This is a genomic window from Ancylobacter dichloromethanicus (assembly GCF_018390645.1).
In the GTDB taxonomy this organism is placed as follows: Bacteria; Pseudomonadota; Alphaproteobacteria; order Rhizobiales; family Xanthobacteraceae; genus Ancylobacter; species Ancylobacter dichloromethanicus.
Genome location: NZ_JAHBGC010000029.1, coordinates 149,368 through 169,377, shown reverse-complemented (window position 1 = coordinate 169,377; position 20,010 = coordinate 149,368). Strand labels below are relative to the sequence as shown.

General features: G+C 69.7%; 15 protein-coding genes. 8 read left to right on the top strand and 7 right to left on the bottom strand.

Features of this window, described 5'->3' with window-relative positions; translation table 11 throughout:
* The 4 genes from KHC23_RS15195 to KHC23_RS15180 are packed head-to-tail and all read right to left on the bottom strand — an operon-like array spanning nucleotide 1 to nucleotide 4,811.
* Nucleotides 1-1,008 carry an ABC transporter permease gene (locus KHC23_RS15195; protein ID WP_213373500.1) on the bottom strand — a complete coding sequence of 336 codons (1,008 nt, stop codon included), beginning with the start codon at nucleotides 1,006-1,008 and terminating at the stop codon, nucleotides 1-3.
* On the bottom strand, nucleotides 1,001-2,602 hold the full coding sequence (locus tag KHC23_RS15190; protein ID WP_271188689.1) for a sugar ABC transporter ATP-binding protein: 1,602 nt from the start codon (nucleotides 2,600-2,602) through the stop codon (nucleotides 1,001-1,003). Before KHC23_RS15190 ends, KHC23_RS15195 begins: the two co-directional genes overlap by 8 nt.
* Complete coding sequence (locus KHC23_RS15185) at nucleotides 2,599-3,756, bottom strand: Gfo/Idh/MocA family protein (RefSeq protein WP_246544633.1); 1,158 nt, start codon at nucleotides 3,754-3,756, stop codon at nucleotides 2,599-2,601. Before KHC23_RS15185 ends, KHC23_RS15190 begins: the two co-directional genes overlap by 4 nt.
* Nucleotides 3,753-4,811, bottom strand: a complete 1,059-nt coding sequence (locus tag KHC23_RS15180) for a sugar phosphate isomerase/epimerase family protein (protein WP_213373499.1) — start codon at nucleotides 4,809-4,811, stop codon at nucleotides 3,753-3,755. The genes KHC23_RS15185 and KHC23_RS15180 overlap by 4 nt, the downstream gene beginning before the upstream one ends.
* 527 nt (nucleotides 4,812-5,338) lie before the next feature.
* On the opposite strand from KHC23_RS15180, the gene KHC23_RS15175 reads away from it, so the two are divergent.
* Nucleotides 5,339-7,837, top strand: coding sequence for a glucan 1,4-alpha-glucosidase (locus KHC23_RS15175; RefSeq protein ID WP_213373498.1), 2,499 nt, complete (start codon nucleotides 5,339-5,341; stop codon nucleotides 7,835-7,837).
* Nucleotides 7,838-7,961: 124 nt separating this feature from the next.
* Nucleotides 7,962-8,669 (top strand): ROK family protein, encoded by a 708-nt coding sequence (locus KHC23_RS15170; RefSeq protein ID WP_213373497.1) that lies wholly within the window; start codon nucleotides 7,962-7,964, stop codon nucleotides 8,667-8,669.
* 148 nt (nucleotides 8,670-8,817) lie between these two features.
* Here the strand turns inward: KHC23_RS15170 and KHC23_RS15165 are convergent, their stop codons facing one another.
* Together KHC23_RS15165 and KHC23_RS15160 are read right to left on the bottom strand one after the other, a co-directional pair.
* Entirely contained in the window at nucleotides 8,818-10,068 is a 1,251-nt protein-coding gene (locus KHC23_RS15165) for a Zn-dependent hydrolase (RefSeq protein WP_213373496.1), read from the bottom strand.
* Nucleotides 10,065-11,003, bottom strand: a complete 939-nt coding sequence (locus tag KHC23_RS15160) for a LysR family transcriptional regulator (RefSeq protein WP_213373495.1) — start codon at nucleotides 11,001-11,003, stop codon at nucleotides 10,065-10,067. The genes KHC23_RS15165 and KHC23_RS15160 overlap by 4 nt, the downstream gene beginning before the upstream one ends.
* A gap of 128 nt (nucleotides 11,004-11,131) precedes the next feature.
* Here KHC23_RS15160 and KHC23_RS15155 point away from each other — a divergent pair, with 128 nt between their 5' ends.
* From KHC23_RS15155 to KHC23_RS15140, 4 genes are all read left to right on the top strand, one after another.
* Complete coding sequence (locus tag KHC23_RS15155) at nucleotides 11,132-12,316, top strand: aromatic ring-hydroxylating oxygenase subunit alpha (RefSeq protein ID WP_213373494.1); 1,185 nt, start codon at nucleotides 11,132-11,134, stop codon at nucleotides 12,314-12,316.
* A 140-nt stretch (nucleotides 12,317-12,456) separates the two neighbouring features.
* Entirely contained in the window at nucleotides 12,457-13,611 is a 1,155-nt protein-coding gene (argE, locus tag KHC23_RS15150; RefSeq protein ID WP_213373493.1) for an acetylornithine deacetylase, read from the top strand.
* 205 nt (nucleotides 13,612-13,816) lie between these two features.
* The gene (locus KHC23_RS15145) at nucleotides 13,817-14,956 is read left to right on the top strand and encodes a catalase family peroxidase (protein WP_213373492.1); all 1,140 of its coding nucleotides are present in this window, start codon (nucleotides 13,817-13,819) and stop codon (nucleotides 14,954-14,956) included.
* On the top strand, nucleotides 14,953-15,498 hold the full coding sequence (locus tag KHC23_RS15140; protein WP_213373491.1) for a cytochrome b: 546 nt from the start codon (nucleotides 14,953-14,955) through the stop codon (nucleotides 15,496-15,498). The genes KHC23_RS15145 and KHC23_RS15140 overlap by 4 nt, the downstream gene beginning before the upstream one ends.
* A 126-nt stretch (nucleotides 15,499-15,624) precedes the next feature.
* Here KHC23_RS15140 and KHC23_RS15135 read toward each other — a convergent pair whose 3' ends face one another.
* Complete coding sequence (locus KHC23_RS15135; RefSeq protein WP_246544632.1) at nucleotides 15,625-16,563, bottom strand: helix-turn-helix domain-containing protein; 939 nt, start codon at nucleotides 16,561-16,563, stop codon at nucleotides 15,625-15,627.
* A gap of 394 nt (nucleotides 16,564-16,957) precedes the next feature.
* Here KHC23_RS15135 and KHC23_RS15130 point away from each other — a divergent pair, with 394 nt between their 5' ends.
* Both KHC23_RS15130 and KHC23_RS15125 read left to right on the top strand, forming a co-directional pair.
* Nucleotides 16,958-18,232, top strand: a complete 1,275-nt coding sequence (locus KHC23_RS15130; protein ID WP_213373490.1) for an HlyD family secretion protein — start codon at nucleotides 16,958-16,960, stop codon at nucleotides 18,230-18,232.
* A gap of 55 nt (nucleotides 18,233-18,287) precedes the next feature.
* Nucleotides 18,288-19,859: a DHA2 family efflux MFS transporter permease subunit gene (locus KHC23_RS15125; protein ID WP_213373489.1), complete on the top strand. Its 1,572-nt coding sequence runs from the start codon at nucleotides 18,288-18,290 to the stop codon at nucleotides 19,857-19,859.
* The last annotated feature ends 151 nt before the right edge of the window (nucleotides 19,860-20,010 follow it).

The window sequence follows — 20,010 nt, the reverse complement described above, 5'->3', positions numbered from 1 at the left end:
TCAGGCGGATGATTTGCTGCGCTGGAGAACCACCGCGAGCACGATGATGACGCCCTGGATCGTCCCGTTGAGATAGGGGGAGACGAGGTCCGCCAGAATGAGGATGTTGTCGATCAGGCTCAGGATCAGCACGCCGATCACCGTGCCCCACACCCGGCCATAGCCGCCCTTGAGCGCGGTGCCGCCGATGATGACGGCGGCGATCGCCTCCAGCTCCCACAGCATGCCGGTGGAGCCCGAAGCCGAGCCGAGGCGCGGCACGTACATGATGGTGGCGAGCCCGACCAGCAGGCCGAGCAGCACATAGGTCATCAGCCTTATGCGCTCGACATTCACCGCCGAATACAGCGCCACCTTGTCGTTGGAGCCGATCGCCTCGCAATAGCGCCCGAAGCGGGTGTGGCGCATCACCACCTGCCCGGCAATGGCGACGATGGCGAACACGATGATCGGCCAGGCGATGCCGAACAGGCCGGAATAATACACCGGCCGGTAGAACTGCCGCACGCCGAAATCGAGGCTGATGGTGCCGCCATCGGCCAGCCACGTCACCAGCGAGCGGAAGATGCCCATGGTGCCGAGCGTGACGATGAACGGCTCGATCCGCGCCTTGGTGACCAACAGCCCGTTGCCGAGCCCGGCCAGCAGGCCGGCGCCGAGCGCGATGGCCATGCCGGCCAGGATCAGCGGCAGGCCGACGCCCATCATCGGCAGCAGGGCGTTCATGGCGAGGATCATCACCCCGGCGATGAAGGCCGCCATCGAGCCGACCGAGAGGTCGAGCCCGCCGGAGGTGATGACGAAGGTCATGCCTACCGCGATCATGCCGATGAAGGCGGAGCGGGCGAGCACGTTGGTGACGTTGCCGGCGGAGAGGAAATTGTCGTTGAGATAGGCGCCGAGCGCGACCAGCAGGACCAGCGCCAGCAGTGGGCCGAGCGCGGACAGGCCGGGCAGGCGCGCGGCGAGGGAAGGCCGCGTGGTATCGGAGCGCGTGAGGTCAGACATGCGAGGCGCTCCCTGAAGCCCGTGTGGCCGCCGTGTCCGGCGTGCCTGTTGCCGGCGTTCCTGTTGCCGGCGTCCCTGTTGCTGGCGTGCCGGTTTCGGTTTCGGTTTCCGTTTCCTGTGTGCCCATCACCAGGCGCACCACGTCGGTCTCGGTGACACGCGCGCCCTCGAGTTCGCCGGCCAGCCGGCCATGGCGCATCACCAGCACCCGGTCGGACAGGCCGAGGATTTCCGGCATGTCGGAGGAAATGACGACGACGCTGCGCCCCTCGGCGGCCAGCGCGTCGATGAAGGCGTAGATCTGGCTCTTGGTGCCGACATCGATGCCGCGCGTCGGCTCGTCGATGATCACCACCTCGGGATCGCCGAGCATGGTCTTGGCGAGCAGCAGCTTCTGCTGGTTGCCGCCGGAGAGGTTGCCCACCTTCATGTCGCGGCGCGGGGCGCGGATGTCGAAATCGCCGATCGCCTTGGTCAGCGCCTCTTCCTCGCGGGCCGCCTTGATGAAGGGCGAGCCGAAGCGGGCGAGCGTCGACAAGGTGAGGTTCTCGGTGAGGTTCTTGTCGAGCAGCAGGCCGTGTTCCTTCCGGTCCTCGGTGAGATACGCCATGCCGTGGGCGGCGGCCTCGCGGACCGAGCCGAGGACGACCGGCACGCCGTGGCGCAATATCTCGCCGGTGGCCGGGCGCAGGCCGACCAGCCCCTCGGCCAGCTCGGTGCGGCCCGAGCCGACGAGGCCGGAAATGCCCAGCACCTCGCCGCGCCGCAGCGTGAAGGAGACGTCCCGCACCAGCGGCGGCACGCAGAAGCCGCGCACCTCCAGCGCCACCGAGCCGGCATGGTGGCGCTTGGGCGGGTAGATGTCCTGCAGGTCGCGCCCGACCATGGCGGTGGCCATGCCGTCCTCGGTCAATTCCCCGCGCCCGGCCCGCCGCACCACCGCCCCGTCGCGCAGCACGGTGAGGCGGTCGGCGAGGCGGGTGATCTCCTCCAGCCGGTGCGAGGTGTAGAGCAGCGCCACCCCTTGCGCGCGCAGCCGCTCGATCTGGCGGAACAGCACCTCGACCTCGCGATGCGTCAGCACGGCGGAAGGCTCGTCCATGATCAGCACGCGCGCGTTTCGCGACAGCGCCTTGGCGATCTCCACCATCTGCCGGTCGGAAACGGGCAGGTCGCGGATGCGCGCCTCGGGGCGGATCGGGCTGTCGAGCTGGTCGAGCAGCGCCTGCGCCCCCGCGCGCATTGCCCGGTGGTCGAGGAACAGCCCGCCCAGTTCGCGCCCCAGCCAGATATTCTCGGTCACGGTGAGGTCGGGGGCGAGGTTGAACTCCTGGTGGATCACCACCACGCCGGCCGCCTCCGCCTGGGCGCCGGTGGTGTAGGGCGCTGGCGCCCCGTCGAGCCGCACCGCGCCGGAAGTCGGCGCGAGGAACCCGCCGAGGATCTTCATGATGGTCGACTTGCCGGCGCCGTTCTCGCCGATCAGCGCGTGCACCTCCCCGGCATGGAGCGCGAAGTCGATGCCGTGCAATATCTCGATCGGGCCGAAGCTCTTGCGCACATCGACGAGTTCGAGCACCGCAGCGCCGCTCACAGCGTCACCCAGCCGGCATTGCGCCGGGAGGACTGCACGCAGGCTTCCACAAAACGCATGCCGGCCAGCCCGTCCGCCAATGTGGGGAAGACGACGTCCTCCGGCGCCGGCTCGCCCTTCCGGTGGGCGCGGATGGCGCGCGCCGCCTCGGCATAGATATTGGCGAAGCCTTCGAGATAGCCCTCGGGATGGCCGGGCGGAATGCGCGAGACCCGGCCGGCCTCGGGGCCGGCTCCCGCGCCGTTGCGGGTGATGCGCCGGCGCGGCTCGCCGAAGGGGGCGTGCCAGAGATAGTTCGGGTCCTCCTGCGCCCATTCCAGCCCGCCCTTGTCGCCATAGAGGCGCAGCCGCAGCCCGTTCTCGTTGCCGGGCGCCACCTGGCTCGCCCACAGCATGCCGCGCGCCCCGCCCTCGAAGCGCAGCAGCACATGGGCGTTATCGTCCAGCGCGCGGCCGGGCACGAAGATGGAGAGGTCCGCCGCCAGCGCCTCAGGCGTCAGGCCGGAGACGAAGCAGGCGAGGTTGTAGGCATGGGTGCCGATGTCCCCCGTCGCCCCGCCGGCGCCGGAGCGCTCGGGGTCGGTGCGCCATTCCGCCTGCTTGGAGCCGGCCTTCTCCGCCGCCTCGGTCAGCCAGTCCTGCACATATTCCACCTGCACGAGGCGGAGGCGGCCGATCTCGCCCGCCGCCACCATGGCGCGGGCCTGCCGGATCATCGGATAGCCGGTGTAGTTGTGGGTCAGCACGAACAGCGCGTCGGCCGTTGAAGCCACCTTGGCCAGCTTCCTCGCCTCGGCCATGGTCGCGGTCAGCGGCTTGTCGCAGATGACATGGATGCCGCGCTTGAGAAATTCGATCGCCGGGCCGGCATGCATGTGGTTGGGGGTGACGATCGCCACCGCGTCGATGCCGTCCTTGCGCCGCGCCTCGCCCTTGGCCATGGCGAGATAGTCGTCATAGGCGCGAGCAATCCCTAGCGCCTCAGCCGAGGCGCGGGACTTTTCCGGGGTGGAGGAGAGCGCGCCGGCAACGAGCTGAAACTCGCCGTCGAGCCGGGCGGCGATGCGGTGCACCGCGCCGATGAAGGCGCCCGCGCCGCCGCCGACCATGCCGAGGCGCAGCGGGGCATGAGGCGTGGGGGAACCGCCGCTCATCGGTCGAGCCCCAGCAGGGCGCGATTGGCGTTCCGGTCGGTGGCGCCGGCGGCGAAATCGTCGAACGCCTTCTCGGTGACGCGGATGATGTGGCTCCGCACGAAATCGGCACCCTCGCGCGCGCCGTCCTCGGGATGCTTGAGGCAGCATTCCCATTCGACCACCGCCCAGCCGTCGAAATCCATCGCCGCGAGCTTGGAGAAGATGGCGCTGAAATCGACCTGCCCGTCGCCGGGGCTGCGGAACCGCCCGGCCCGCTTCAGCCAGGGCTGGTAGCCGCCATAGACGCCCTTGCGGCCGGTCGGGTTGAACTCGGCGTCCTTCACATGGAACATGCCGATGCGCTCGGCATAGATGTCGAGATGGTCGAGATAGTCGAGCTGCTGCAGCACATAGTGCGAGGGGTCGTAGAGCATCTTGGCGCGCGGATGATTATCGACCCGCTCCAGGAACATCTCGAACGTGTCGCCGTCGTGCAGATCCTCGCCCGGATGAATCTCGAAGCACAGGTCGACGCCGCATTCGTCGGCGACGTCGAGCAGCGGGCGCCAGCGGCGGGCCAGTTCGTCGAAGGCCTCCTCCACCAGCCCGGCCGGACGCTGCGGCCACGGGTACACATAGGGCCAGGCCAGCGCGCCGGAGAACGTCACCATGGCGGTGAGGCCGAGATGCTTCGAGGCGGTGAGCGCCTTCTTCATCTGGTCGACCGCCCATTGCTGCCGCGCGGCGGGGTTGCCGCGCACCTCGGGCGCCGCGAAGCCGTCGAACATCGCGTCATAGGCGGGGTGGACCGCCACCAGCTGCCCCTGCAGGTGGGTGGACAGTTCAGTGACCACGACACCGTTCTGCGACCCCTGCCCGGCCCATTCCGAGCACCAGTCGCGCGAGGCGGCCGCCTGGTCGAGATCGAGAATGCGCGGGTCGCTGGTCGGCACCTGCACGCCCTCATAGCCGCACTCGGCGGCCCAGCGTGTGATGTTGTGCCAGCTGTCGAACGGCGCGTCAGTGCCGATGAACTGGGCCAGAAACAGGCCCGGCCCCTTGATGGTCCGCATGTTTTCCTCCCGACCGGCAAGCCGGCCAACAATTCTGTTCTTTTGATTGGCTGTCCGTAACGTAACGGAGTTCTCGCGTCGCCTTCAAGGGGAAACATGATGTACGTACGTCACTCCCTTCCCGACCCCCCGAGCCCGGCCCGGAGCGGAGGCGGCGCAGCGGACCGGGCCGCCTCCGCGTTCAACGGGTCGTGAACGGGCCGCGTGACCGGATCATTCGCGCGTTTCGGCGCGCCCGGCGTGTCGGCGGGCGTCAGGCGCGCCCTCCGTGACGGCCGCTGACGGCCGGGCGGCGCGCAGCGGAATGAGGTGGTTTGACGTGCGCACGTCATCGCCACCCACCGGCCTCCTCGGGTGCCGGCGGGGCGCGCGGGCGCCGGAGCGCCGGGCGAGGCCGATGCCCGATTGACCGCACAGCAAATCTCTCGCAGGTTTCCGGCGTGGTGCCTGGGGGTGCCGCGTGCCGGATTCGGCCCGCCCCTCAGAATGAGAGATCGCCCGTTCTCAGGGCGCGTCAGGGGGAAGCGATGAGCGACGATGGAGATCTGACACCGCCGGGCGGCCCCGGGGGCCCCGCTCGCTGGACGTCGAGCGCCAAGGTCGGTGTCGGCACGGCGCGCACCGCGGCGAGCCGGCTCTGGTTCACCCTGAGCCACGGCATCCTCAACGAGATCTACTACCCCCGCGTCGACACCGCCTGCACCCGCGATTTCGGCTTTCTGGTCACCGGGCCGGACGGCTATTTCGCCGAGGAGAAGCGCGATGCCGATCACGAGGTCGGCGTGCTCGAACACGGCGTGCCGGCCTATCACCTGCTCAACACCGCCAATGACGGGCGCTGGCGCATCCAGAAGCAGATCCTCACCGATCCGCGCCGCGAGGTGCTGATCCAGAAGATCACCTTCGAGGCGCTGATCGGCGACATCTCCGATTACCGCCTGTTCGCGCTGCTGGCGCCGCACCTCATCAATGTGGGGGCCGACAACACAGGCTGGGTCGGCGACTACAAGGGCACGCCGATGGTGTTCGCCTCCGGCCGCCGCGGCCAGTCGCTGGCGCTGGCCTGCTCGGTGCCGTGGAAGGCGCGCTCGGTGGGCTATGTCGGCACCTCCGACGGCTGGCAGCAGCTCAGTCGAAACGGCGCACTGGACGAGCGCTACCGCCGCGCCGAATCCGGCAATATCGCGCTCGCCGCCGAGATCGACCTTGCCGCCTGCGACGGCGAGATGCTGGTCGCGCTCGGCTTCGGCGCCCGGCCGGAGGAGGCCGGGTTCCGCGCCGTCTCCAGCCTGAAGGAAGGCTTCGAGGAACTGCGCCGCACCTTCGTGCAGGGCTGGCGCGCCTGGCAGGGCACGCTGCTGCCGCTCGACCACCCGCAGAACCGCTCCAACATCAACACCTACCGTGCCAGCACCATCGTGCTCGCCACCCACCAGCCCGACTCGGTGCCCGGCGCCATCATCGCCAGCCTCTCCATTCCCTGGGGCTTCAACAAGGGCGACGAGGACATCGGCGGCTACCATCTGGTGTGGCCGCGCGACCTGGTGGAGAACGCTGGCGGCCTGCTCGCGGCCGGCGCCTCGGAGGAGGCGAAGGCGGTGCTGGGCTATCTGCGCGCGATCCAGGAGCCGGACGGCCACTGGTCGCAGAATGTCTGGCTCGACGGCGTGCCCTATTGGGGCGGCGTGCAGATGGACGAGTGCGCCTTCCCCATCCTGCTCGCCGACATGATCCGCCGCGGCGGCCATTTCGCCCATGGCGAGCTTGAATCCTACATGGACATGATCGAGCGCGCCGCCCGCTTCATCGTTCTCAACGGCCCGGTCACCGGGCAGGACCGCTGGGAGGAGGATGCCGGCTATTCGCCCTTCACCCTGGCGGCGGAAATCGCCGCCCTGCTGGCCGCCGCCGACATGATGGACCAGTTCGGCCACAAGGAGCGGGCGCAGTATCTGCGCGAGAAGGCCGACGCCTGGAACGATTCGATCGAGCACTGGACCTTCGCCACCGGCACCGATCTCGCCGACCGGCTCGGGATCGAGGGCTATTATGTGCGCGTCGCCCCGCCGGAAACGGCGGACGCGGCCTCGCCGCTCGACGGCTTCGTGCCGGTGAAGAACCGCCCGCCGGCCGATACCGACCAGCCGGCGGCGCAGCTCATCTCGCCTGACGCGCTGGCGCTGGTGCGTTTCGGCCTGCGCGCGCCGGACGATCCGCGCATCCTCGCCACCATCAAGGCCATCGACGCCATCCTCAAGGTGGAACTGCCGCAGGGGCCGGTCTGGTACCGCTACAATGGCGACGGCTATGGCGAGCACGAGGACGGCGCGCCTTTCGACGGCACCGGCGTCGGCCGGGCCTGGCCGCTGCTCACCGGCGAGCGCGCCCATTACGAGATCGCCGCCGGCAATCTGGTGCGCGCCGAGCAGTTGCTGGTCACGCTGGAGGATTGCGCCGGCCCGGGCGGCCTGCTGCCCGAGCAGGTATGGGACCAGGACGACATTCCCGAGCGGGAGCTGTTCAAGGGCCGCCCCTCGGGCAGCGCCATGCCGCTGGTCTGGGCCCATTCCGAGCACATCAAGCTGATGCGCTCGCTGCATGACGGCAAGGTGTTCGACACCCCGCCGCAGACCGTCCAGCGCTATCTGGTCGACAAGGTGACCTCGCCGCGCCGGCTCTGGCACTTCAACCAGAAGCTGCGTTCCGTGCCCGCCGGCCTCGCCTTGCGGGTGGAGCTGCCGGCGCCGGCGATCATCCACTGGTCGCTCGATGGCTGGACCACGACGCAGGACACGCCGACGCGGCCCTCCGGCTTCGGCTTCCACATCGCCGACCTGCCGACCACTGTCAGGCAGCATGGCCGGCACCTGCGCTTCACCTTCTTCTGGCCCGAGGCCGGGACGTGGGAGGGCGAGGACTTCTCCGTCACCGTCGATGGCGACGGCACGCTGTTCCACGCCAGCGCCGACGAGGACGAGCATGAGGTGAGCCGGCGTTTCGCCGAGCCGGCGAAGGCGTCGAGCTAGCGCATTTTCCACGATGACGGATCGACTGTCGCATCGGGGAAATGTTCCAATGTATTGATGATGGAGCGTTTTTCCCCCGATCGGGCGATTTTGCCCGATCGGGGGGCCTCCAGGAGAGCACGACATGACGGACAAGGCGGCGGGCATTCTCGCGATCGACGTCGGCGGCACCGGGCTGAAATGCGCGGTCATCGACGACCACGGCACCATGATCTCGGAGCGCGAGCGGGTCGACACGCCCCATCCCTGCCCGCCGCAGGTCCTTGTCGAGGCCTATGCCGGCATGGCGGCCAAGCACCCCGCCTTCGACCGGATCTCGATCGGCTTTCCCGGCGTGGTGCGCAACGGCAAGGTACTGACCGCGCCCAATCTCGGCACCGAGCTGTGGGAGGGATTCGCGCTCGCCGACACGTTGTCGGCCCGCCTCGGCGCCCCGGCGCGGCTGATCAACGATGCCGAGATGCAGGGCTACGGCATCGTTTCCGGCAAGGGGGTGGAAATGGTGCTCACCCTCGGCACCGGTGCCGGCACCGCGCTGTTCCGCGATGGCGATCTGATGCCGCATATGGAGCTGGCGCACCATCCGGTGCACGACAACCTGACCTATGACGAATATCTCGGCGTCGCCGCCTATGAGAAGCACGGCAAGAAGCACTGGAACCACCATGTCCAGCGGGTGATCGAGCTGCTCTACGTGCTGCTGCACTACGACCATCTCTATCTCGGCGGCGGCAACGCCAAGCATGTCGAGATCGATCTGCCGGCCAATGTCAGCCTCGCCGACAACGACGCCGGCCTCACCGGCGGCGCCGCGCTCTGGCGCAAACCCTGAGCGCCCACCCTTATCCCCGGGCGTGGCCCGGGGACCCAGCCTTTACGTCCGCGCACGGCTGATCGCGAAACTCCCGCCGCGAAAGGCCCCGCCGCTCCGGGTGCCCGGGTCAAGCCCGGGCATGAGGCAAGGGAGCGCGGCGCGGCGCCTATTCCGCCACTTCGGCGGCCTGCAGCACCGCCTGCAGCAGCACGTCGGCGCCGGCGCTGGCCCATTCCGGGGTGATCTCTTCCGCCTCATTGTGGCTGAGCCCGTCGACGCAGGGGCAGAAGAGCATGGCGGAGGGCATGGTCTTCGCCACCCAGCAGGCATCGTGCCCGGCGCCCGATACCATGTCGCGGTGGGAATAGCCGAGCCGCTCCGCCGCCGCGCGCAGCCCCGCCAGCAATCCCTCGTCGAAGGCGGTGGGGTCGAAGGCGCCCACTTCCTCGATCGACACGCCGATGCCGAGCGCGGCGGCGATCTCGCGCGCGGCCTCTTTCACCGCCTCCGCCATGGAATTCAGCGCCGCCCGTTCGGGATGGCGCAGATCGGCGGTGAACACCACCTTGCCGGGCAGGATGTTGCGCGAGTTCGGCGCGAACACCAGCTGCCCCACCGCGCCCACCGCCTTCGGCCCATGGGCGCGGGTGATCGTCTCGATGCGGTCGATGATGCGGGCCGCGCCGAGGCTGGCATTCAGCCGGCGGTCCATCGGCGTGGTGCCGGTGTGCGCCTCGCGCCCGGTCAGCGTCACCTCGACCCAGCGCAACCCCTGGCCATGGGTGACGATGCCGATGTCGACGCCTTCCTCCTCCAGGATCGGCCCCTGCTCGATATGCAGCTCGAAATAGGCGTGGCCCTTGCGCTGGCCCACCGGCTCCTCGCCCTTGAAGCCGATGCGCTCCAGCTCGTCGCCGAAGCGCCGCCCGTCGGCGTCGGTGCGCTCATACGCCCAGTCCAGCGTGTGGACGCCGGCATAGACGCCGGAGGCGATCATCGCCGGGGGAAAGCGCGAGCCTTCCTCATTGGTCCAGTTCACCACCTCCACCGGCCGCCGCGTGCGCAGGCCGAGGTCGTTCAGGGTGCGCACCACCTCCAGCGCCGCCAGCACGCCGAGCACGCCGTCATACTTGCCCCCGGTCGGCTGGGTGTCGAGATGCGAGCCGACGAGGATCGGCAGCGCGTCGGCGTCCGTCCCTTCGCGGCGGGCGAACATCGAGCCCATGGCGTCGACCCCGACGGTGAGGCCCGCCTCTTCGCACCAGCGCTGGAACAGCAGGCGGCCCTCGCGGTCGGCATCGGTCAGCGCCTGCCGGTTGTTGCCGCCGGCAAGGCCGGGGCCGATCTGCGCCATCTCCATCAGGCTGCTCCACAGCCGCCCGCCATCGACGCGCATATTGCCGGTCTGCTGGTTCATTCGTCCGCTCTCCGTGCCAAAGTCTCGACTGCCGCCTGGCCGTCGAAATAGCGCGCGGCATGGTCGGCGAATCGCCGCAGCAGGCCGCGCGGCGCAGCGTAGCGCGCGGCGAGCACGATGCGCAGCGCCCGCACCGGGCCGTCGATCGGCAGCGTCGTCACCCGCCGCCCGTCATAGGTGATGTCGGAGGGCGGGCGCATCACCAGCAATGTGAAGCCGAAGCCCGCCGCCACCGCGCTGCGCACCGCCTCCAGCGAGGTGGAGACATAGGCGACCGGCGGGGCAATGCCGCCCTCCGCCAGCAAGTCCTCGAAATAGGCCCGGCTGCCCGGCCCATCGAGCATCACATAGGGCTCGCGCGCCAGCTCTCCCCATGTCACCGCGCCGCGCGCGGCCAGAGGATGGTCGGCCGCCACCACCACAACCGGCTTCAGCGCGGCGAGTTCAAGGACCGTCAGATCGGCGAGGTCGGCGCCGCGGTCATAGGTCAGGGCGAGGTCGATCTCGCCCGCGCGCAGCGCCTCGGCCAGCTCGGTCAGCGCCATTTCGGCGGGGCGGACTACGACGCCGGGCGCCTGCTGCGCGAAGCCGCGTATCAGCTCGGCGGCGTAGAACGGGGCGAGGGTGCGGAAGACACCGAGCCTTATCTCCCCCGCCGTTTCCGCCGCCAGCGCCCGCGCCTCGCGCTCGACCTGCTCGGCGCCGGCCGCCAGCGCCGCCGCATGCTGCAGAAACAGCCGCCCCTGCAGCGTCAGCGTCAGCCCGCGCGCGTGGTGGCGCTCGAACAGGGTCAGGCCCAGAGCGCCCTCGAGCTTCTGCAGCGCCTGCGCGATCGAGGGCTGGGAGATGTTGAGCGCCCGCGCCGCCGGCGCGATGCCGCCCTGTTCGGCGACGGCGCGGAAATAGCCGAGTTGGCGGAGCGTGTAGCGAACCATCAGCCGCAAACCATGTTTTACCTGGCTCGATGCTCGGAAAATCGAGCTTTTGTCTATGTTAGGACGGGTCCAGTCTGCGTCAAAGCCCTTGCCACGGCGCCATGCCGTTCGACGACAGGATCGCCGTCATGCCCCTCGCTCCCGGCTCAGCCGAGAAACCTCGCGCCGAGAACCCCTGCGCCGAGCTGCTGGCCGCCGCCGGCCGTCCGTTCGAGGACGCGAGGGCGATGCCGCCGAGCGTCTATACCAGCCCGGATTTCCTCGCCCGCGAGCTGGAGACCATCTTCGCCCGCGAATGGATCTGCGTCGGCCGCGCGAGTTCGCTGGGCGAGCCCGGCGACTATCTGACCCATGAGCTGGCCGGCCAGCCGGTGATGGTGCTGCGCGACCGCGACGGCACCCTCAGGGCGTTCTCCAATGTCTGCCTGCACCGCATGTCGACCCTGCTGGAGGGCACGGGCAACCGCCGCGCCATCGTCTGCCCCTACCATGCCTGGACCTATGGCCTCGACGGCCGGCTGCGCGGCGCGCCGTTCATGGCCGAGACCACCGGCTTCTGCAAGGAGGACTACGCCCTGCCCGCCATACGCTGCGAGGAGTGGCTCGGCTGGATCTACGTCACGCTCGACGACGCCCTGCCGCCGGTGGCCGAGACGCTCGCCCCGCTGGCGGCGATGATCGCCCCCTACGGCATGGAGAACTATGTCGAGTGCTTCCGCGAGACCCATGTCTGGGACACCAACTGGAAGGTGCTCGCCGAGAATTTCATGGAAAGCTACCACCTACCGGTGTGCCACGCCGCCACCGTCGGCGGCCATTCGAAGCTGGAGGAGATGGAGTGCCCGCCGGGCCTGCCGGCCTTCAACTACCACTGGATCACCAAGGAAGCCTCGCTGCCGATCGGCAACGCACATCCCTCCAATACGCGGCTGGAAGGCCACTGGCGCAAGACCACGGCGCTGCTCGCGCTCTACCCCAGCCACCTCATCACCCTGACGCCGGGCTATTTCTGGTATCTCTCGCTGCACCCGCAGGGCCCGGACAAGGTGGCGCTGCTGTTCGGCGGCGGCCTCTCGCCCGACTTCATGGCCGATCCGCGAGTCGACGCGTACCTCGCCACGCTCAAGGGCCTGCTGGACGAGGTGAACGAGGAGGATCGCGGCTGCACCGAGAAGGTGTTCCGCGGCATGAAGGCGGACCGCGCCCGCGCCGGCCACCTCTCCTATCTGGAACGGCCGATCTACGATTTCATGCGGTACATCGCCGAACGCGCCGCCGGTTTCGAGCGCAGCTTCGCCCGCGCCGCCGGGTAAACGGTGGCGGGACCGGCCGGTCGCGGCCGACACCTTCAGCTTTTCCTATCCAGCTTTATGGAAATTGCTGTTTTGCCGATCGGCGGCGAGGCTTCATCCTGCGGGCGAGCGCCTCCCCCCGCCCAGCCCGACGGCCGCCCATGACCTCTTCCCGCTCGATCGACCTGCTGGAACGGCTGGTCGCCTTTCCCACCGTCAGCCGCGAGTCCAACCTCGCCCTGATCGACTATGTGCGCGCGCTGCTGGCGCCGCTGGGGGCGCGGCTGGCACTGGTGCCCAACGCGGCCGGCACCAAGGCCAATCTCCACGCCGTGCTCGGGCCGGAGGGCGGCGGCGGGGTGCTGCTTTCCGGCCATACCGACGTGGTGCCGGTGGAGGGGCAGGCGTGGAGCACCGACCCGTTCCGGCTCACCGCCCGCGAGGACCGGCTGCTGGGACGCGGCACCTGCGACATGAAGGGCTTTCTCGCCTGCGCGCTGGCGGCGGCCGAGACGGCGACGACGCGGCGGCTCAATCGGCCGCTGCACCTCGCCTTCAGCTATGACGAGGAGATCGGCTGCGTCGGCGTGCGCGGGCTGATCGAGCGGCTTGCCGGCGCGCCAGACCTGCCGGCGCTGTGCATCATCGGCGAGCCGACCCTGCTGGAGACCGTGGTCGCCCACAAGGGCAAGCTGGCTGCGCGCGTCACCTGCCGGGGCCGGGAATGCCATTCCAGCCACGCGCCGGAAGGGCTCAACGCCATCCATCTCGCCACCGACATGGTCGGCGCGATGCGGGCGCTGCAGGACGAACTGGTCGCCGGCCCGCAGGACGACGCCTATGCCGTGCCCTTCACCACCGTCCATGCCGGCACCATCCACGGCGGCACCGCGCTCAACATCGTGCCAAACGCCTGCACGGTGGATTTCGAGATCCGCAACCTGCCGGGCGACGACCCGGCCGGGCTGATGGACCGGCTGTTCGACAGGGCGGCCGAGCTGACCCGGCAGGCGCAGGCGCGCTTTCCCGGCACCGGGGTCTCGGTCGACATCGTCAACGCCTATCCCGGGCTGGAGACGCCGCCCGAGGCCGAGGTGGTGGCGATGGTGCGCCGCCTCAACGGCGCCGGGCCGCTGCGCAAGATCGCCTTCGGCACCGAGGGCGGGCTGTTCCGCGAAAGGCTCGGCATCGCCACCGTGGTGTGCGGGCCGGGCGACATACGCGACGCCCACAAGCCGGACGAATATGTCAGCCGCGACCAGCTCGCCCGCTGCGACCTGATGCTGGCGCGGCTGGTGGACGAGATCGCCGCCTGAGCCGCAGGGGGCGGCAGGTGGGGGCGGGGCTCCCGCCGCGCCGCCCATGCCGATGCGCACGGCGGCGATCGCGGCTCGTTCGAACCGGATAGACTGCGGCGGCCTCCCCTTCCTCTGCTGACGTGCCGTCGTGCGTCGCCCGCGCGACGCGGCGGCCCGTGCCGGCATGTTCCGGTCACGGCCTCTCACCCGGGAGTTCGATCGGATGACTTTGAAAAAATCGGCCCATGGCCGCTACTGGCCGTGGCCGCCGGGCCCCGGCGTCCTTGCCGGGCTCGGCGCGACCGGCCTCGTGATCGCCGGCGTGGCCGGCGCCTTCGCCTATACCGGCGGCTTGCTGTCGCCCGGCGCCCTCACCCAGACGCGCATCATCGACCGTTTCCAGGCCATAAACGGCGTGCATCCGGGCTTTCGCCGCAACCACGCCAAGGGCGTGTGCGTCACCGGCACCTTCGCCAGCAACGGTCTCGGCGCCCGCCTGTCCCGCGCCGCCGTCTTCGCGCCGGGCAGCGTCCCCGTCATCGGCCGCTTCGCCGTCGGCATCGGCAAGCCCTTCCTGCCCGACAACGGGACCGAGGTGCGCAGCCTCGCGCTCAGCTTCCGCCCGGCCGGCGGCGAGGAGTGGCGCACCGGCATGAACGACATCCCGGTCTTTCCGGTGAAAGACGCGGAAGGCTTTTACGCGCTCATGGCCGCTTCCGCCGCCGATCCCGGCACCGGCAAGCCGGACCCCGCGCGGATGAAGGACTTTCTCGCCGCCCACCCCGAAACGGCGCGGGCCCTTGCCCTCATCCGGGCACGGCCGTTCTCGACCGGCTTCGCCAATGCCAGCTACAACGGGCTCGACGCCTTCCGCTTCGTCGACGCCGCCGGCCGCTCCACGCCGGTGCGCTGGTCGATGGTCGCCCTCGACCCCTTCGTCGCGCAGACCCCGCCGCCGGCCGGGGCGCGCGACCCCAACTACCTTTTCGATGACCTCGTCGCCCGCCTCGACGCCGGCCCGCTTCGCTATCGCTTCGTCGTCACGGTGGGACAGCCCGGCGACCCGACCGGCGACGCGACGCTGCCGTGGCCGGCCGGGCGCCAACAGGTCGATGCCGGCACGCTGACCCTCGACCATGTGGAAGCGGAGGGCCCCGGCAATTGCCGCGACATCAACTACGACCCGCTGGTGCTGCCCGACGGCATCGCCGCGTCCGACGACCCGCTGCTGAGCGCGCGCTCGGCGGCCTATTCGGTGTCCTTCACCCGCCGCGCTGGCGAACCGAAGACGCCGAGCGAGGTCCAGCCCCCGCCCGCCCGCCCGGCGGCGGCCGACCTTCCGAAAACCGGAGGTGAACCGTGAACGGCCCGCGCTTTCCCGTCCTCTCGCGCCTGCTGCACTGGTTGATGGCGCTGATGATCCTCGCCATGCTGTTCATCGGCATCGGCATGGTCTCCTCCCTCGGCGACTATCACTGGCTGCTGTCGATCCATCGCCCGCTCGGCATCGCCATTCTGGTGCTGGTCGCGGTGCGTCTGGCGAACCGCCAGATCAACCCGCCGCCGCCGCTGCCGGCGGACATGCCCGCCCCGCTGCGCGTCGCGGCGCACGCCTCCCACATCGTGCTCTATGGGCTGATGTTCGCCGTGCCGCTGGTCGGCTGGGCGATGCTCTCGGCCGCCCGCGCGCCGATCGTGCTGTATGGCACGCTCGAACTGCCGCCGATCCTGCCGCAGGACGTCATGGTCTATGCGTGGCTCCGGGAGGCGCACACGGTGCTGGCGCTGGCGCTGTTCGCCGTGTTTCTCCTCCACCTCGCCGCGGCACTGCTCCACGCGCTGGTGTTTCGCGACGGCGTCTGGGGCAGCATGGCCTCGCCGCGCGGCGGGCGCGGCACGGCCTGACGCGGCGGCCGGAAGCGGAAAGTAGAGACGCAGACAAAAAGAACCCCGGCTCGCGAGAGCCGGGGTTTCGAGGTGGACCTCCGGGGAAGAAGGCCTTGGGGAACCGAAAGGCGAAGACCGGGCCGGTCAGTGGCGGGCGGCGCGATTGGCGCAGCGCCACTGATAGGGGGTGTCGCCGACGAAGCGGCGAAACACCGTGGTGAAATGCGCCTGGGTCTGGAAGCCGACCGCGAGCGCGATCTCGACCAGCGGGTCGCGGGTCTCCAGCAGCATGGCCTGGGCGCGCTCGATCCGCTGGCGCAGCAGATAGTCGTGCGGGCGCAGGCCGGTGGCGATGCGGAACTGGGCGGCGAAGTGCATGCGGCTCAGCCCCGCCGCCTCCGCCATGCCGGCCAGCGTGACGCTTTCGCCGAGATTTTCCTCGACATAGGCGGTCACCCGCTTGAGGCGCCATTTGGGCAGGCCGGACTTCAGCCGGCGCCGGGCGGCGGGCTCGTCCTGCGGGGCCGGGGCCTCGCGCAGCAGGCCCGGCCCTTCCGTGCCAGCCCCCGGCATGCCATCGGCCGCGGCCTCCATGCGGGAGGGGGTCCCGAGCAGCCGGGCCAGGATGGCGAGGCGCATCGCGTCGGCATACAGCCCGCCATGGTCGCGCTCGCCGCGCTCGGCGGCTTCCAGCGCCTGCGACAGGCGCCGCACCACCGGATCGCTCGTGTCCGCCCCCTGCGGGCGGGCGACGCTGGCAAGAAGTTCGGTGCAGCGGGCCAGGCGCTCGGGGGAAACTTCGAGGCGGATGGTGTCGGCACCGTCCGCAACCAGCCGCACCTCGCGCGGCACGGGCGGCACGGGCGCCGACGTGTCGCCCGTGGCGGGGACGGGGGCGGTGACCGCCACGACGACGCCCATATGGCCGAGGCGAATGGCAAGGCCCTCCGGCGAGGCCGTATTCTGCGAGGGCTGCGCCGGGACAGGGCGCGTCGGCACGACATAAAGGCCGGCGGCGGGCGACAGGGCCTCGACGGCGCGCGAGCGGAAATGGCTGGCTAGCGGCGAAACGTGGATCGACATGGCCTGGACTCCGAGGGTCCGCGAAGGGAAAAGCCGCTGGACGTTCCGTCCGGAAGGACCGGCCCAATATTTGACGCGGTGGTACACGACACGCCGGATCAAATATTGCGTCGACCTCATCTCCCGTTCAGCCCGACCAGACATCGGCTGGCGATGTGTCCAGAGTAGAGGCGTGCCCGTTCGGCTCCATTCTACGAGGGTTTCAGCGCTTATATGATGAGTTTGCCAGCCCCATACCTTGGTATATGCGGGCCGTTGCGGACCGGGCCGGCACGCCCCACGTAAAACGTGCCGGGGGGCCGGTGCATTTGAGGAATAGACGTGGCGCAAGGGAAGAAACGGCGCCCGGGGCGGCGCACCCTGCCGCCACACTCCTCGCGCCATGGAGGCGGCAATGACTATCGCCACCGACCCCGCCAAACTCGACGCCCGCCCCCTCGCGACGCCGCCGGACGCCCGATCCGACGTTTCGGCGCCGGCCGTGCCGATTCCCGCCCTGCCGGACTTTTCCGCGCCGACACCGCCGGCGCGCCGCCTGACCATGCGCCGCCTGCTTGAAGCGGCCGCCGCCGCGCTGCTGCTTGTGGGCGCGGGCGCCGCCTTCTACGAATACTGGACCGACTGGCGCTTCAACGTGACCACCGACGACGCCTATGTGCAGGCCGACATCGTGCCGATCGCGCCGCAGGTCTCGGGCTATCTCACCACGGTCAACGTCACCGACAACCAGAAGGTCCACAAGGGCGAGGTGCTCGCCGTCATCGACCCGCGCGACTATCAGGCGGCGCTGGACCAGGCCGAGGCCGATGTCGCCGAGGCCAGGGCGACCATCGACGACCGCGCCGCGCAGCTCGACGAGCAGCAGGCCGTCATTGCCCAGGCGAAGGCGCAGACCGACGCCGACAAGGCCGCCGTCACCTTCGCCCAGCAGAACGATGCCCGCTTCAGCAAGCTGGCCAGTGACGGCTTCGGCCCGGTCCAGACCGCCGAGCAGGCGGTCTCGCAGATCCGCCAGACGCAGGCGCAGCTCGCCCGCGACACGGCGGCGCTGGAAGCGGCGAACAAGCAGGTCGCCACCCTCACCGCCCAGCTCGCCGAGGCGAAGGCCAGCCTCGCCCACAACGAGGCGGTGCGCGAGACCGCCGCGCTCAATCTCGGCTACACCAGGCTCGTCGCCCCGGTGGACGGGGTGGTGGGCGCGCGCACGCTGCGGGTCGGCCAGTTCGTCGAGCCCGGCAATGAGCTGCTCGCCGTGGTGCCGCTGCAGGCCACCTACATCATCGCCAACTACAAGGAGACGCAGCTCACCGATGTGAAGCCCGGACAGAAGGTGACGATCGACGTCGACACCTTCCCCGGCGCCGCGGTGCACGGCTTCGTCACCAGCCTGGCCCCGGCCAGCGGCCAGGAATTCGCCCTGCTGCCGCCGGACAACGCCACCGGCAACTTCACCAAGGTCGTGCAGCGCATCCCGGTCCGCATCGACCTCGACCCGACCGACCCGCTCGCCGGCCTCATCCGGCCCGGCATGTCGGTGGAGACCACGATCCGCACCGGCGGCGACGCGGCCGCGGCGCCGGCCGCCGCCACGCCCAAGCCGGGCACGCCCAAGCCGGCCTCACCCAACCCGGCCTCACCCGGGCCGGCTGTTCAGAAGCCGGCTTCTTGAAGCTCGCCGATCCGCGAGCCGACGCCCTCGACATCGAGCTTCAAGGAGCACCGCGATGAACACCGTCGCCCCTGCTGCCGTGCCGGCCGCCGCTTCCCCCCTGCCGCAGGGCGCCAGCGTGCGGACCTGGATCGCCGTGTTCGGCTGCCTGCTCGGCGCGCTGATCGCCGTGCTGGACATCCAGATCACCAATTCCTCGCTGCCGCAGATCGAGGGCGGCATCGGCACCGGCTCCGACAACGGGACCTGGATCTCCACCTCCTACCTGATCGGCGAGATCATCATGATCCCGCTGACCGACTACATGACCCGGGTGTTCGGCTTCCGCCGCTTCATCCTCGGCTCGACCTCGCTGTTCCTGGTTTTCTCGATGGCCTGCGCCTTCGCCACCGATCTCAACCAGATGATCGCCGCGCGCGGGCTGCAGGGCTTCTTCGGCGGCTGCCTGATCCCGCTCGCCTTCACCGCGGTGCTCACGCGCCTGCCGGTGCACCAGCGCCCCATCGGCCTCGCCGCCTTCGCCCTCACCGCCACTTTCGGCCCGGCCATCGGGCCGACCATCGGCGGTTACCTGACCGAGCAATATGGCTGGCCGACCATCTTCTTCATCAACCTCATTCCCGGCGCGGTGATGCTCGGCCTGCTGGTGCCGACGCTGGAGCGCGGGCGGATGAATCTCGGCCTGCTGCGCGAGGGCGACTGGTGGGGCATCGGCTTCATGGCGGTCGGCCTCGCCTGTCTGCAGACCGTGCTGGACGAGGGCAACAAGGACGACTGGTTCGGCTCGCCGCTGATCGTCCGGCTCTCGCTCATCGCCGCCTTCTGTCTCACCGTCTTCATCGTCATCCAGTTCAGGGTGGAAAAGCCCACCCTGCAGCTGCGGCTGTTGAGCCGGCGCAATTTCGCCCTCGGCATCATCGCCAATACTATCGTCGGCTTCGCGCTGTTCGGCTCGGTCTATGTGCTGCCCACCTATCTCGACACGGTGCAGGGCTACAGCGCCCAGCAGATCGGCACGGTGCTCGCCTGGGTCGGGCTGCCGCAGCTCATCATCATCCCTTTCGTGCCGGTGATGATGAAGCGGATCGACTCGCGGCTGATGGTCATCGTCGGGCTGACCGTGTTCGCCGCCAGTTGCTTCATGAACACCCATCTCAGCTTCAACGATGGCGGCGACCAGCTCATGATGACCAACATCGTGCGCGCGCTGGGGCAGGCCATCGTGCTCTCGCCGCTCGCCAGCATCACCATGCTCGGCATGCCGGCGGAATTCTCCGGCCAGGCCTCCGGGCTGTTCAACATGATGCGCAGTCTCGGCGGCGCCATCGGCACCGCCGTGCTCGCCACCATCATCAGCAAGCGCGAGCAGTTCCACTCCAACATCATCGGCCAGTCGGTGACGCCCTATGGCGAGACGGTGCGCGGCTTCCTCGACCGAATGCAGCATTATTTCATGGATCACGGCATGCCGAACCCGGCCGACGCCCATCACCAGGCCGAGGTGCTGCTCGGCAAGCTGATCGCCCAGCAGGCGCTGATCATGGGGTTTTCCGATACCTTCGCGGTGCTCGGCGCGGTGCTTCTCGCCGCCGCCCTCGCCGTCGCCCTGACGCGGCGGACGGCCTAGGAGGCCGGTCGGCACGCTCGGGCGGCGACCGGCGCGGCGGTTTTGCAGCCGGTGCGGAACAGGCATCGCCCGTGCGATCGCGACAGCGTCCGGCGGAAGCGAAAGACCGCGCGGCGCGTCTCCGTCAGCCTCGCCCGTCCGCATGACCTCG